Source organism: Vibrio variabilis, from assembly GCF_003263785.1.
Taxonomy (GTDB): domain Bacteria; phylum Pseudomonadota; class Gammaproteobacteria; order Enterobacterales; family Vibrionaceae; genus Vibrio; species Vibrio variabilis.
Window position 1 is genome coordinate 1 of record NZ_JYJK01000077.1, and the last position, 14,447, is coordinate 14,447.

Genomic DNA, 14,447 nt, shown 5'->3' on the forward strand with positions numbered 1-14,447 from the left:
CCCTTTTTCCAATCGGACAGTTGGAGGGTTTCATTGAGTGACCGCAACATCAGGACGTTAGAGGCTTCAGGAATGTTTGATGGCTCATTGTCTAATCGCCTCGAACTGTCAACACCGCAACAGCTCGATCAGTCGTTTTCACAAAGCTTAGCGCTTGGTGATGATTGCTGTGAGCTAATCAGGATGGCTGTAAGTGGTTCCACAAGTCGTTTGAACACGATTCTATATCTATCTATCAAACACATCGCTCTGTTCATGAAACAAGTAGGCATGAAGGGTGTCTATGTCATCACAGAGCAGCCTGCTCTGTTGTACTTCTTCCAGTCAGTCAACTTATATAGTGATGCTCCAGATTGTTACGTTCCGATGACGTATCAGCAAATAACCCCGACAAAACCATACACATATAAAGGATTAATTTTGAGCGATCCAATGGTTAAAGCTATTGGAGAATGCAACTATAAGCAGTACTATAAGCAGGTGTTGTCAGCAAGGAAGAAGAGCACGACTCATTTTGCATCATGCCTGAAATTCTAAAATTAGCTTGCTCTGATACACCAGGACTTATCATGTTTTTGATCGGTACTGGTGTATTGGTTTGGGCGATTTACATGTCATACAAGATGGTGAAGAACCAGTTTAAGGTAGATCAATCGATCTACCTTCCTTACTGTCTTTATGCATTTTTCATCGCATGTTGGATTTACACCAATGCTTATTTCCAATCGGATTTAATCACTTATTATGATCCTGATATCGCGCTAGCAATGGCCATCGGGGCAAATATTTTCTGTGCCCTTGCCATTTTGTCGGCATATTGGTTCTCTTGTAAGCTCATCTCCAAAGCTAAAAATAAAAATATCTCAAGATTACAGTCCATTATATTAATAGGATTATCAATTCACTCTCTGGTCGTTAACTTAATTCCTGACATGACGGTCATCGATGTTGAAGTGTATTCATCGGGGAAATTTTTAATTCGCTTTGGAGAGTACAACAAAATATTCTTCCTCACTGCTCCGTTTATCATCGCACTGACATTTCTTAACTTTGTTCGCGCATGGAAAAGTGACCTCAGACTGACACAACTCAAGTCCGGCTATATGATGGCTGGTGTGATTGTCTTTATGGCATCCACCTTGGTTGTGATGATTGTCATTCCGTATTTCTTAAATGACTTTTCACTGGTATGGGTAGCGCCCACGCTATCGGTACTTGAGCTAATGATAATCGGCTATGCCCTGCTATTTAACCGCTTTTACAGTGGCCGGTATATTACTCTGGTCGGCATTAGTTCACTGGCTAATATCGCTCTGTTCATCGTTCCCGCTGTATTTCTCGCATCCATTGGTAGTTATCAAAACATGGCGTTACTTGGTTGGATTGTGATCACTGGCCTTTTCTATCAAAAGTCGCTCAAAAAGGTCTATTGGTTCTTCAATCGATTGCTGTATGGAAGCGCCGGAAACAGCATCGACCAAATCTGCAGTCTAGAGTCAGAATTTCGGTTTTCATGTAAAGAGGCGATAGAACGACTCAATCACATATTAGGCGTCTCTAACGGTTATCTGCGCCAAACCATTGCCGATAAGGATGCCCAGGTGCTGGAGTTTCTGCAAAAAGGCGAGCGCGTTCTCGTGAAAGATGAGCTGATCTATATCCTCAATCATCATATTGACGCGAAAGAGAGCATGGGCGACATCATCGACTATATGGTCGCCAACAAAGTGTCACTGATCGTGCCTATTTTCGATAATAGAAAGCGAATATCCCACTTGTACCTTGCTAACCAATCCGACCAGCATCCGCTCATCACAGCGGATCAAGTGGTAGGCCTAGGCTTGCTGTTCAAAGAGGCTAGCCGCTGGATCGTTGCCGAAGATAAAGTACGAAAAAGCCAAATTCTAGCAGGCTCTATCGCCCACGAAATACGTAACCCGTTTAGCAAACTCAAATATCAGTTCGAGCAGATTGACACCAAAGTCTTGGGGAATGATCCAACAGATTTGGGCAATCAGAACTCAGAAGAAATCAAACAACTACACCAAGCGCTGCATGAGAGTAAGCGTGCCGTTCAATCTGGCACTCGATTTATCGACGCTATGTTGTCAGAGTTAAGAGGTGAATCACTCAAAACCGATCGCTTCTCACCCCACTCTGCTGGTGAGTTAACGTTAGCTGCGATCAATGACTTCAGCTTCAATAAACCAGAGGATCGTCAACGGGTAAATGTGACTATTGAAGACTTCGCATTCTGGGGAGACGACACCTTATTTAGCTTTGTTATTTATAACCTACTAAAAAATGCGACTTACTATTTTGAGCAATATCCAAAGAGCAAAATAGACATCGGTTTTCAGCGACACGAGAACATCAATACGCTGACATTTACCGATTTTGGCCCAGGTATCGCAGAGACTCATCTGGATCAAATCTTCGATGACCTATTCACGATAGGCAAAGCAACCGGCACCGGGCTTGGACTTTCGTATTGTAAGCGAGTAATGGCCGCCTTTGGTGGTGATATACATTGTCATTCGCAGCTCGGCAAATACACGACGTTTGAGCTCACTTTTCCTGTTATCGATGAATCCGCATACGAAGTCAAACTGCACACGCAACTAAAACCGATTTTAGCGAACAAAAATGCGTTAGTGATCGCCCCACACACCTCACAGGCTTGGCTAAGACAATGCCTCAATGACGAGTTCTCGATTGTGGTTCACTATGTGACTGCGAAGCAACAAGCACTGGACTACTTGGCGGATACTGACGTTGATTTTGTTCTGGTTGCCGACCTCGAGCCTTCCGCTGCCAGTGAAGCTGCAAATGCTATCCATGTTGCCAATCAGCACGGCACTATCCCGACACTTTTCTGTACCACTCGTACGGAAGAAGAATTGAGCTATGTTGATGCCTTTCAAGCAACCTTGCTGACATTCAGCAAGTACAGTTTTTGGAGCACTTTCGTTAAAGCCGAACAAGCGGGCGCGTTGAAGAAAAAAGAATCCCTGGTGGGTAAAAAAGTGTTGGTTGTCGATGACACCCACGTCAATCGCCTTCTGGTGCAAAGCTATTTGGTGACAGAAGGTGTTAAAGTTGAGCAAGCGGCGTCCGGCATTGAAGCCATTGAAAAGGCAAAACGAACAAAGTTCGACCTTATTTTCATGGACATCCGCATGCCCAACATGAATGGTTTTGAAGCATGTGAAGAAATTCGAAAACTCACGACATCAACGCCTATCGTGTCACTATCTGGCGAATGCGGACCGGATGCTCGCGAGTCCATTGCTACTCTTATGGATGACTACATCCATAAACCTGCGGATAAAGCTAAGCTCGTAGACATGCTACAAAAGTGGTGCAATGGCAACAGCACCACATCAAATAAGGTAAAACAGCTAGAAGCGTAATTTGGTAAGAGTCTATATCACTCTCACCTCATCTAGCTTTCCTGCTTCCAAGTAGATAACAGCGCGATATGCCGCGGTTCAATACCGCAGCAACCACCAATAATGGTCGCGCCTAATTCATGCCAATGTTTGGCAAAATCAAGATACTCTTCTGGAGAAAAATGACGAACCGTTTGAATCGCTTCGTTAGCTTGATGCCCCGATTTAATAGGCGTAAAGCTGTTAGCAAACACACCAATTTCCAAGCTCTTATTCTCTCGCTTGGTGACGCTATTGACGACTTCAATCGCTTGTGCAATCACTTCTGGAATCGAGCAGTTGAAGAATAGTCCTTTACCACCAGCCGCTAATAATTGCTCGACGGCCTCTTCCACTGTCTCTCCGGAGCGAAGCAATGCGGGTTGGTCAATCTCATCTTGTAACGTAAAGCAAAGGTAGGCGGGTTTTCGAGTGGTGTTAAACAGCTCTAGATACATATTCGCTTCGGCAACACTGGCAACGGTTTCAGCGAGCCACAAATCGACATTTTCATCTTGCGCTTGCATCAACTCGACAGTGATCGCTTTCGCTCGCTCATATTGAAACAGCTCTGGTCGATAGGAGCCAAATACTGGCGGCAGCGACCCTGCGACACGCACGTTATGCGTCGATTCAGACACCGCCTCACGAGCCAATTTTGCGGCTTTACTGGCAAGCGCTGCACCTTGCTCCGCATATCCCTCATCGCCTAGGTGAAATGGCACGCACGCGTAGCTATTCACGGTAATGATCTCGGAGCCCGCATCGATAAAAGCGTGATGCGCCTGTTTAACCAATTGTGGCGATTCAATCAGCGCTTGAGCACTCCACAAAGGCTGAGAAAATGGCGCACCGATGCGCTCTAGCTCTCGCCCCATACCACCATCTAAAATAGTAACTGCTTTAATATCTACCTACTGCTGTTAAAAGCGTGACTAAGAGACGCTATTAAACCACAATTAAGCAAGACATGAATGGGGTAAAGAAATGTTGTCCAAATTCAATGAATAATACGTTGATCGACCAAAGCACACTCTATCCATATTGCATTCAGATACCAACGTCACAGCGGAAGACTCAATGACAGTCAAAGAAATACTCCAGATTGAAAACGTTCGCTACTTTTTAATGTTTCGTAGCAGCTATTTTGCACGCTTCTACTACCCCGTTTTCACTCTTCTCTATCTGGACTACGGTCTGACCCTGTCTCAATTTGCCATGCTTAATGTGGTTTGGGCGGCGACCATCGTTATTTCTGAAGTCCCTTCCGGTGCATTCGCAGATACGTTAGGTCGCAAAAAACTGGTGGTGCTGTCATCTATCGTCATGTTTGTCGAGATCGCCATGATTGCCTTTGTTCCCACAGGGAACGCTAACTTGGTCTTCGCGGTCTTTTTGGTCAATCGGGTGTTAAGTGGGTTGGCGATGTCGCTCGCCAGCGGCGCCGATGAAGCGCTCGCCTACGACACACTAAAAGAACAGGGCAAGGAAGAAATATGGCCGCAGGTTCTGCAAATACAGCTGCGCATCGCATCCAGTGTTGGCATCGTTGTTACCTTAGTGGGCGCTGCCTTGTACGATGTTAACGTGATGGGTAATATCGCGGAATGGTTTGGACTAGCTAGACCAGAAAGCACGCAAGACATCATGCGTATTCCAGTCTACGCGACCTTACTGGTGGCGCTCGTTGCCATCTATGCCGCCACCAGCATGCAGGAAGAGCGGGAAGCCGTGCCACATGCCGATGGAAAAGTGGCTTCGACGATGGCGAGCTTAAGGCTCACTATGGATACGGCTAAGTGGGTAATAGCGACGCCAACCGTGATGTTCATCTTGCTCTATTACAGTTTGTTTGAGCACACCTCACGCATGTTTTTGACCATGAACAGTCAGTACTACCGCGCCATAGAGATCCCGATCATCTATATCGGTTTTATTGGCGCTGGCGTGAGCGTATTCCAAATCTTATTAGCAGGACAAAGCCGCAGACTGGCCGAGCGCATGGAGCCAAGGTCTTTCATTGCGTTAATGGGACTTGCCGCCATGGCAACCTATTTCTGGATAAGCCGTGGCTGGCCAATTTATGGCGTGATTCCCGCTCTGTTATTGGTGTTCATTACCATGACGGTGAACATCTTCATTAGCTATCACCTCAACAGAAAGACCGAGTCACACAATAGAGCCACCGTACTCAGCTTCAAAGGCTTAATGTTCAACCTTGGGTACGGCATGATTGGTGTCCTCTATGCGTATTACTACAAAATGGTTTCTCAGCGTTATAGCGAACAAGAAGTAGCGCAACACCTCGACTTTTTAGCGTCACTGTCCTCTTTTTTCTATTACTTCGCCGCGTTGTTTATCGGGCTCAGCACCTTCTTTTACTTCCGCAACAAAAAGCGTCCTGTGTTCGACCCATCATAATTTAGGAGCGGTTACGACTTTGGGGCATCGTCACCTTGGCAATGACTATTGACCAACTGAGATTGTTCAGCCTTGATGCGCTTCACAATTCGCTCGTCGCGCGCTTCTATCTCTGCTAGATTCAGTTGTGAAATCTCAGCGACTGCCTCATGCTTCATTGCTGTCATATCATGACGCAAATCCTCGCTCCATTCCTGTTTATCAAGCGTGTTAGCGGCGGCAAAAGCCGAAGACGTGATAGCGATAACACCAAGAGTAGATACGAGTATGCTTTTCATGATATGCCCCTTTGGGATTGGTTAATAATAAACGTGCAGACTACTTTACTTACCCATTCCCTTTTGCACATGTAGTGCCAACTTTTAGTTAATTAAAAATCAACGACTTAAAGTGTTAACATTTCTGACACTCTCTCTGACTTGGCGAAATTTACACAGCAAGTGTGAAATTCGCCATCTATCATTCATATATTTTGTGACGAATCTTAGGTTATCGTTAGCCTACGAGGTAAGCATGACAATACCGCCTAGAATAGACATCAAATAGCTTCTGAACGCGTTGTTAATAACCTATGGAATCACCCTTTGCCATCGCCTCAACACACGAACTTTCCCCAATGGGTATCTATCACCTAAAGCGACTGTGGTCATCAACTCACGCAAACGGGAACCGACAAACCCAGCCTTTACCTCAGGATGCGCACCTTAACCGACTGGTCTTGGACGCGCTTGGCATTGGGCTAAATCAAGCTTATCAATTTCTATACGCGCAAAAGCCCTCACTCGATGACTTTGAAGAGTGGGTTGTCGCAACATCTGGTGAACCAAGCCAAACTCGCGTTGAGCGACTTAACGCCGATATTACAGGCTCAGATTACAGCAAAGAGACCCTAGATAGGCTAAATGCGATTGAAGAGGCTCCAGCTGTATTGTCGCAGCAAGATCTCGCGTTTTGGCAGAGAAATGGCTACGTGATTGTCAGAAACGCTATAGATTTGAATGCCTGCCAAAGGGCTGAGAAGGTGATTTATGAAACAGTTGGCGCTAAGCCTGATGATCTCAATTCTTGGTATCAAAAGAAAGAATCTGGGATCATGGTAGAGCTGATACAAAACGAAGCGCTAGAGGCCAATCGCCGTTCTTTGCGAATTCATAAAGCCTTTTCTCAGCTTTGGGAAACACCCGCACTTTGGGTCACCGCAGATCGATGTGGCTTCCACGCACCACAGCGAGAAAATCACCCGTTTCCAGGCCCAGACCTACACTGGGATGTCGATTTTAGAAGGCCACTGGATTTTGCAACGCAGGGAATACTTTACCTCACCGATACCCCGCCAGAACAAGGCGCCCTAACCCTGGTTCCGGGGTTTCATCATCAACTGTCACGCTGGTTACCCAGCTTGCCCACAGGTGCCGATCCTAACCAACAAGATCTACACGCTTTAGGCTCAATTCCAATTGGTGCCAACGCTGGAGATATGATTATCTGGCATCATCATCTCCCTCACGGCAGCCGCCCCAATTTGGGGGTGCGTCCGAGGATCGTTCAATACATCAACATGTACCCTGGGCGAAGGCATCTTGCTTGATTCGCAGGCTAACCTTTTACTTTCTCAGAGACGCCAAAAAATTGCTCTGGCGCTTTCTCTTTGCCGTTTTCAATCACGAACTCAAGTTCATCAGCCAATGGCGATTTGAGTGCACGCAGCTTGGCAAGATCGTCATTGGCGAGTGCTGCATTTCCCATTTGCACATGGAGTACACCACGGTACATGTATGGCTCTGGGAGCGACGGCGCGATAGAAATCGCTTTGTTGTAATGAAACAGCGCTGTGTTGTAATGATCAGCGCCCTGTTTACGTAGTGTGTAGGCTAGATTGTTATGAGCTTGCGCCCAGTTTTTGTCTCGTTTGAGGGCGGCTCGAAACTTTTTCTCAGCGTCGAGAAACTGTTTGTCTTTCATGAGTTCCACGCCTTGATTGTAGGTGCGCTCGGCTTTGTTCAAAGAGTTATAACTAGAACCTGAGCCCGCCGACCAAGCTCCAAACGAAGATAAAGCGAAGACAAATAGTATAATGAGCAGTCGCATGATGTTCTCCTTTTCAGTCACTTGCTCTGTTATCTACGCAACAAACGCTATTCTGTTCACCCTTGCCGCATTGTCATTGTTGTAGGGTCAGCAAGCCCCTCTTTGCTTGGCATGCACCAAAACCGATCTTGTTATCAATCTGACGCAAACAGTTTGTATATCCAAGAAACTCCTTTTGAAGAAAATAAAATGTTACCAGAGCTAGGGGAAGCAATGACTTTAAACCTATCATTCTGAAAGCTATGTAAATCCACCTCAAGACAGTTGCACACTTTGTGACCTATCACTCTCATCCCTTCGTCTCCTCCTCTACTCCTCAATCAGAAGGATGAGCTGCACAGATGTTTCGCACATTAGATTGGTGATGCCCTAACCAAAAATAAAAAAGGACAACCCATGACATCAATAAAATCTGCTCTGTCTATGGCAGTGATGAGTGCACTTATGTTTGGCTGTGCGTCAGACCCAGCAACCTCTTCATCGGAAGAGACTGCCGCAGCAACCACAGCGGTAGCGGCTGCGCCCGCAGGCGTTGACACAGCTATGATGGCCGCTTGTGACAATCCAACGGTTTCAGACGCAGGCCCTGTAAGTAAAAACTCTATGTAGTTGGTACGTTCCCTGGCGCTAACTGGAAGCATGTCGATGCTCGCGCATTTGAACACAAAGGCGATGGTCTATATCAAGCGGTTGTCGAGGAGCAACCGGGTAAATACTCAATGCAGTACGCTGCATCAGACTGGAAACCGCAGTTCACCGCAGAGGGTCGAGTTCTCAACGTTGGCGAAACCAAAGTATTGAAATGGGGTGGCTACGGGAAAGACACTAAATCAACCATTGAAGCCGCTGGCAAATACGTTTGGTCAGTGAAATTTGACGAAAAAGCGAACCCAATTGCTGTCAGTCTTAACCAATGCCAATAGATCTCTAGCGCCAAGCGAGCATTGCTCGCTTGGCATCCAGCCTTTATGCTAAAACGTCGATCTCGTCCCGCGAATACGTTTGCCAACTTAGCCCCTTCATCACATCAAAGCCGCGAAACTGCTAAGTAAACAAAGCACTATATGAAACATAGGTTCATAGCTACTAGGTTGTGCGCTTTTTTGTTTACGGCCTTTGTTAGCGTCTAATACAAGATGTACATCCCCGGCATGCCGAACGGGTTGCGGGATCGAGACGGCCTCGCTGGATTTTGCAATACGCATTACGCAGAACTCGCCTCGCCGCGAACCAATCTTCTGGCTTTTGCATTAACAGATAGCCATTAAAACGCTTGAGAAGTGGCAGACGATATTCATCGAGAAACTTGCGGTCATAGTCGACTTCAAAATAGTCGAAGACCTGCTCAAGAGCAGTGAAAGTGGCCAGTTTGTCTTGGATATCGGTAAAGCTCATTGCAGCCGAAAAGAGAAGTGAAGGTACGAAGAGTGTATTAGAGATAACAAGAAAGAGGAAGCCCGAGACGTCATTCCCATAAATAGGAAGCCCCCTCGCCTCGAGCCTAATCTTGTTACGTTATTTGATTATCGTGCTCAAGTTGAAGCACTAAACCGTCAATTACGCTTGGTATTCTGGGTAGTCTAAAAGACCAACCTCGTTACCACCGAACAGAGTCTCTGGGTTGTGCGGTGCTAGCGGGTAACCGTGCTGAATACGACTCGGCAGATCTGGGTTTGCGATAAATGGACGACCGAAGCCTACCATGTCTGCAAGACCGCCAAGGATCGCTTGCTCAGCTTTTTCTTGGTTGTAGCGACCAGCATAAATAATGGTGCCTTGGTAAGCTTCACGCACTGCTGTTTTAAACTCAGCAGGTGTGTCTGGCGCATCATCCCAATCCACTTCAGCAATATGCATGTAAACCACATTGTGTTTGTCCAGTACGCGTGCAGCTGCCGTGTACGTCTCTACTGGCGTTTTATCAACTGTGCCGTTAAGTGAAGTAAATGGGGCTAGACGCACACCCACTTTGTCCGCACCAATTGCGTCAACAACGGCCGCAACTACCTCATCTAGGAAGCGAAGACGGTTTTCGATTGAACCACCATACTCATCATCACGGTTGTTCGCTTCTGAGTCGATAAACTGGTTAATGAGGTAGCCGTTTGCACCGTGCAGTTCGATTCCATCAAAGCCCGCTTCAACAGCGTTTAAAGCCGCTTGACGGTACTGACCAATCACTTCTTCAATATCTTGTTTGGTCATTGCGCGTGGCTCAACAACGTCAACAAAACCTGGCTCATTGCTGCCATTGTCAACAAACACTTTCACATTTTCTGCTTTAAGTGCAGACGATGAAATTGGCTGTTCACCACCGATGTTATCTGGGTGAGTAACACGGCCTACATGCCATAGCTGTGCGAAAATTGCGCCTTCTTTAGCGTGCACTGCGTCCGTTACTTTTTTCCAGCCCGCAATTTGCTCTTGTGAGTAGATACCTGGTGTCCAAGCATAACCTTGACCCATTGGAGAAATCTGCGTGCCTTCAGCAACAATTAAACCCGCTTGAGCACGCTGTGCGTAGTACTGCGCCATCATGTCGTTAGCTACGTTGCCTGGCTGCGATGCACGAGAGCGAGTCATCGGTGGCATCACAATACGGTTTTTTAGAGTAAGCGAACCAAGTTGAATGGGTTGAAACATTGAATCTGTCATAATCATTTGCCTATATCTGTTCTCTATTATTTGCTCGATTGAATTAGCTCAATAGAGTAACCATCAGGATCTTTCACAAACGCGATGTGAGTTTCGCCGCCTTTCATTGGCCCCGCTGCACGAGTGATGTTGCCACCAAGCTGTTCAATGCGCTCACATGCTGCATAAATGTCGTCACAACCGATCGCTATATGTCCCCAGGCATTGCCTTGGTCGTACTGATCTGTGTCCCAGTTATAAGTCAGCTCGATGGTAGAGCCTGCATCTTGACCTTCGTAGCCAACAAAAACGAGTGAATAGCGATATTCTTCGTTCTCGAAACGGTCTAACACCTTCATACCAAGAACTTCTGAATAGAATTTAATGGACTTATCTAGGTCCACTACGCGAATCATTGTGTGCAAAACTTTCATATTTACCCTCGCCTGAATCTTATGCGGACACTCACTAACATGGGTAAGTCGACGACATAAGCGAAATGGTGATTTCCAATTGGCGCTAGATTACGACAAAAGAGAAAGTACGTGAAATTATCAGATATTATGATTTAGATAATTTTTTGGAATGATTCAGCAAAGACGTGTGAGCTCTATGAAAAAGCCCACTGTTAAGTGGGCTCTCTAATTCGTCAGCATCTTACGTTTACTGCTTTTGGAGGATAAACATGTGATAACCAAACTCTTCGGCAAAAAGTGTGCAGATATCTACCTCTCGTTTGATGTCTTTCCATGCAGCCTTTTCAGACATTTCTGGTTCAAGCTCTGTAACCCGCTCAGCAAGCGGTTCATAGTAGTTCGCCCATGCCTCACTGCTCATCGGAAAATGTTCGACAACCAGATAACCCGATTTTTTCATCTGCTCAAGACGTGTCTCAACCTGTTGGATATCCGGGTACTCTTGATTCCAAAAGCTCACAGACGCTTCGCTTGGCGTTGATGTCTTCCAAACCATGTCGCTCAACATGATATATCCGTGCTCGGCCAGCAACGGCTTCCATTGTGATATCGCTTTTTCTACACCCATTATGTAGCGCTGCCTTCCGCCCAGATGAGATCGAAGCTTTGAGGTTCAAAAGGAAGTTCTTTCATGCTTGCAGAGACAGTATCAAGCCTATCAGCTAAACCCAGTGCTTCAAAGCGCTCAGTAAGTCGGTCTAGCGCTGACTGTTCATTATCGATTGCAGTGATATGCGCATCGCTATTTTCAGCGAGCACTTTGGTTGCTAACCCCTTCCCGCAACCGACTTCAAGAAGCTGTTTAGGCGATGTTGGAACAGCGTTCAATGCTTTTCGTGTATCTTGGTCACTGCCTGGCCCCCAGCGTTCGAGCGTTTCAAAGACCTTCATAAAGTCGGCCATATAAATGTCATGTTCGTTCATATCTTTTGATAACCATTTCAAACGCAGCGCTTCTTTCTCACTAAAGCCCTGCTTAATCAACCAATCTAAATGAGCATCAGGAGCGAGCTTATCCAATCCTTCGTGCCACGCTTTCAGATCTCCCTCACCCAGCATTGCCGCCAATAAATCACGTGACTTCTGCTTATGCTCAATCTCTTGCTCAAGCGTATGCAAGCGGCTTTGCAGCAGCGTCCTGTCGACTTTGGCTTCTAAACACGCTTTGCACTCTTTTAGCGTCAATCCTCCCGCTTGCAGTTGCTGTATCAATCGGACTCGTTGTAAATCTTTGTCACTATAGACTCGGTAGCCATTCGCTAGCCTTGTGCCACAAATAAGCTGCTGTTTTTCGTAATACAGCAACGCTGTTCGCGACAAGCCCACCTCGGCTGCCAGCTCAGATATTCGATACACACTATCGCCCTCGGTGATTGATGGTTATGAACTTTAAACTATAAAGCTATAGACAGGTCAACGAGAAAATACAAAAAACCGCGACAAAATAGCCGCGGTGTTCCAACTATTAAATTTAAGCTGCAACTCAGCGATTCAATGGGTGTCAGACGTTAACGTTCATATCCCGAGTACTTCACGCCAGACAAATGAGCCATATCACGATCCCAAGTGGCTAAGTCGTTGCGGTTAAACTGACTCAATTCATGATGGCCACATGCTCTTGCCATCACTTGCATGAGCGAAACCGAGGCTTCAAAAAAGTTCTTAAGTTGGTGTGAGGCTTTGCCCACATTCAATCTTTGGCGCAAATCCGCTTTTTGAGTGGCAATCCCCGCCGGACAGTTGTTGGTATTGCACATTCTCGCCGCCACACAACCTATTGATTGCATGGCACTATTTGATATTGCGACCCCATCAGCGCCCAGCGCCATCGCTTTCACAAAGTCCATGGGCACGCGGAGACCACCCGTTATGATGAGCGTCACTTTGCCACTCATTCCTTGCTCATCGAGATATCGCCGCGCTCTCGCGAGTGCTGGAATGGTTGGCACACTGATGTGATCGCGAAACATTTCTGGTGCAGCACCGGTACCGCCACCTCGCCCATCAAGAATGATGTAATCTGCGCTGGCATCAAGAGCGAACTGAATGTCCTCTTCAATATGGTTAGCACTTAATTTAAAACCGATAGGTATACCCCCTGTTACCTCTCTTACGCGGTCTGCGAATGCTTTGAAATCTTCAGCGCTATTGAGATCTTTAAATGTCGGCGGAGAAATAGCGGGTTCTCCTTCGGGAATACCACGAACTTGTGAGATCTTCCCAATATTCTTGCTACCTGGTAGGTGGCCGCCAGTGCCAGTTTTAGCACCCTGCCCGCCTTTGAAATGAAAAGCCTGCACTGACTTGAGCTTGTCTTCATCGTAACCAAATCCCGCACTGGCTAACTCGTAAAAATAGCGCGAGTTCGCGGCTTGTTCCTCAGGAAGCATACCTCCCTCCCCGAACAAATGCCCGTCCCCGCGAGCTCAGCCCCATTGCTAGAGAGATTTTCGCCTCTTCTGATAAAGCGCCAAAGCTCATATCAGATACGAATAAGGGAATATTGAGCTTAAGCGGCTTTTTGGCTTGCGGTCCAATGACAAGTTCTGTACCCACCACCGCATCTTCTAACAAAGGTTTTGTCGCCATTTGAGCTACCATGATTTGAAGATCATCAATGGGGCAATAGATGGCGTGGCACGCCCATCGAGGTCATAGGTCCGTGATGCCCAAGCTTTGAGAGTCCCTCGCGAGCGAGCTGATGAATAAACTCAACGGTGGGCTCTTCTTTGGTTTGAGTTGCAACCGGGGCGGCATCAGCAGCACTTGAAATACCCGGTCCCTCTTTGCCTATCATGTCATCTGAAAAGTTTTTATGCGTTCCATCGCAATAGGGAAGATTAGCGGAATGCTTGCATCGACAAAGATACGCGTCACCGGTTGAGTCGGTTTTAAAGCTTTTCGGCTTAAACTCCGTACCCGCATGAGAGCCATCGCAATAAGGTTGGTTTTTAGAACGGCCGCATGTGCAGAAGTAGTAATCTTGATCTTTCGTCAGCTCAACTTTGACCGGGATATTATTGGCAATGATTGGTTTACTCATAGTGCTTCCTTGATCGGATTATAGTTATCGCACTGTAAAGCGTAGAACATCTCCAGATTTTAATCGCAAGCGCACGCTGTCATACCTTGATGTTGTGGTCGTAAAAAAGCCAACTACTTGAGTTGGCTTATTCATGAGCGACTTACAAACCTTAGAAAGGAGCAAGACAATCAGTGTAACTTTGAGGCGCTACTGGCAGCGCATCATTGTTGTTGAAGCCATCAATGGTCGCAGCTAGTGAGATGATGGCTGAGACATCGTTTGACGACCATGTGTTGACCGCCAATGTAATAACCTCATCTATCGTCATCCAAGTACCATTAACCTCTATCGAGCTGCTCCAGATAATCCATC

The 14,447-nt window shown here is 46.5% G+C and carries 13 protein-coding genes and 2 pseudogenes; 6 read left to right on the forward strand and 9 right to left on the reverse strand.

Annotated elements, in window-relative coordinates; translation table 11 throughout:
• Both TZ48_RS24390 and TZ48_RS12440 read left to right on the forward strand, forming a co-directional pair.
• The coding region (locus TZ48_RS24390) for an acyl-homoserine-lactone synthase (RefSeq protein WP_239670825.1) at positions 1-537 on the forward strand (537 nt) is incomplete at its 5' end.
• A 32-nt stretch (positions 538-569) separates the two neighbouring features.
• On the forward strand, positions 570-3,413 hold the full coding sequence (locus TZ48_RS12440; RefSeq protein ID WP_162674567.1) for a response regulator: 2,844 nt from the start codon (positions 570-572) through the stop codon (positions 3,411-3,413).
• A 32-nt stretch (positions 3,414-3,445) separates the two neighbouring features.
• Here the strand turns inward: TZ48_RS12440 and TZ48_RS12445 are convergent, their stop codons facing one another.
• Positions 3,446-4,339 (reverse strand): homocysteine S-methyltransferase family protein, encoded by an 894-nt coding sequence (locus TZ48_RS12445; protein ID WP_112479390.1) that lies wholly within the window; start codon positions 4,337-4,339, stop codon positions 3,446-3,448.
• A 172-nt stretch (positions 4,340-4,511) separates the two neighbouring features.
• Here TZ48_RS12445 and TZ48_RS12450 point away from each other — a divergent pair, with 172 nt between their 5' ends.
• On the forward strand, positions 4,512-5,852 hold the full coding sequence (locus tag TZ48_RS12450) for an MFS transporter (protein ID WP_112479391.1): 1,341 nt from the start codon (positions 4,512-4,514) through the stop codon (positions 5,850-5,852).
• Between the two features lie 11 nt (positions 5,853-5,863).
• Here TZ48_RS12450 and TZ48_RS12455 read toward each other — a convergent pair whose 3' ends face one another.
• Positions 5,864-6,130 carry a hypothetical protein gene (locus TZ48_RS12455; protein WP_112479392.1) on the reverse strand — a complete coding sequence of 89 codons (267 nt, stop codon included), beginning with the start codon at positions 6,128-6,130 and terminating at the stop codon, positions 5,864-5,866.
• A 293-nt stretch (positions 6,131-6,423) separates the two neighbouring features.
• Here TZ48_RS12455 and TZ48_RS12460 point away from each other — a divergent pair, with 293 nt between their 5' ends.
• Positions 6,424-7,440: a phytanoyl-CoA dioxygenase family protein gene (locus TZ48_RS12460; protein ID WP_112479393.1), complete on the forward strand. Its 1,017-nt coding sequence runs from the start codon at positions 6,424-6,426 to the stop codon at positions 7,438-7,440.
• A gap of 8 nt (positions 7,441-7,448) precedes the next feature.
• Here TZ48_RS12460 and TZ48_RS12465 read toward each other — a convergent pair whose 3' ends face one another.
• Entirely contained in the window at positions 7,449-7,940 is a 492-nt protein-coding gene (locus TZ48_RS12465; protein WP_112479394.1) for a tetratricopeptide repeat protein, read from the reverse strand.
• Between the two features lie 396 nt (positions 7,941-8,336).
• Here TZ48_RS12465 and TZ48_RS25040 point away from each other — a divergent pair, with 396 nt between their 5' ends.
• The gene (locus TZ48_RS25040) at positions 8,337-8,549 is read left to right on the forward strand and encodes a hypothetical protein (RefSeq protein WP_239670826.1); all 213 of its coding nucleotides are present in this window, start codon (positions 8,337-8,339) and stop codon (positions 8,547-8,549) included.
• Between the two features lie 110 nt (positions 8,550-8,659).
• Entirely contained in the window at positions 8,660-8,863 is a 204-nt protein-coding gene (locus TZ48_RS25045) for a hypothetical protein (RefSeq protein WP_239670827.1), read from the forward strand.
• 196 nt (positions 8,864-9,059) lie between these two features.
• On the opposite strand, the gene TZ48_RS12475 is transcribed toward TZ48_RS25045, so the two are convergent.
• The 6 genes and pseudogenes from TZ48_RS12475 to TZ48_RS25060 form a co-directional block, all read right to left on the reverse strand.
• On the reverse strand, positions 9,060-9,335 hold the full coding sequence (locus tag TZ48_RS12475; protein WP_042497281.1) for a nitrogenase-stabilizing/protective protein NifW: 276 nt from the start codon (positions 9,333-9,335) through the stop codon (positions 9,060-9,062).
• A gap of 162 nt (positions 9,336-9,497) precedes the next feature.
• The gene (locus tag TZ48_RS12480) at positions 9,498-10,595 is read right to left on the reverse strand and encodes an alkene reductase (RefSeq protein WP_112479395.1); all 1,098 of its coding nucleotides are present in this window, start codon (positions 10,593-10,595) and stop codon (positions 9,498-9,500) included.
• 26 nt (positions 10,596-10,621) lie between these two features.
• Positions 10,622-11,008: a lactoylglutathione lyase gene (gloA, locus tag TZ48_RS12485; protein WP_112479396.1), complete on the reverse strand. Its 387-nt coding sequence runs from the start codon at positions 11,006-11,008 to the stop codon at positions 10,622-10,624.
• Positions 11,009-11,237: 229 nt separating this feature from the next.
• Positions 11,238-12,406, reverse strand: a pseudogene (locus tag TZ48_RS12490) (MerR family transcriptional regulator).
• A 152-nt stretch (positions 12,407-12,558) separates the two neighbouring features.
• A pseudogene (locus TZ48_RS25850) lies at positions 12,559-14,093 on the reverse strand (glutamate synthase-related protein).
• A 151-nt stretch (positions 14,094-14,244) separates the two neighbouring features.
• On the reverse strand, positions 14,245-14,403 hold the full coding sequence (locus tag TZ48_RS25060; protein ID WP_239670829.1) for a hypothetical protein: 159 nt from the start codon (positions 14,401-14,403) through the stop codon (positions 14,245-14,247).
• Between the last annotated feature and the right edge of the window lie 44 nt (positions 14,404-14,447).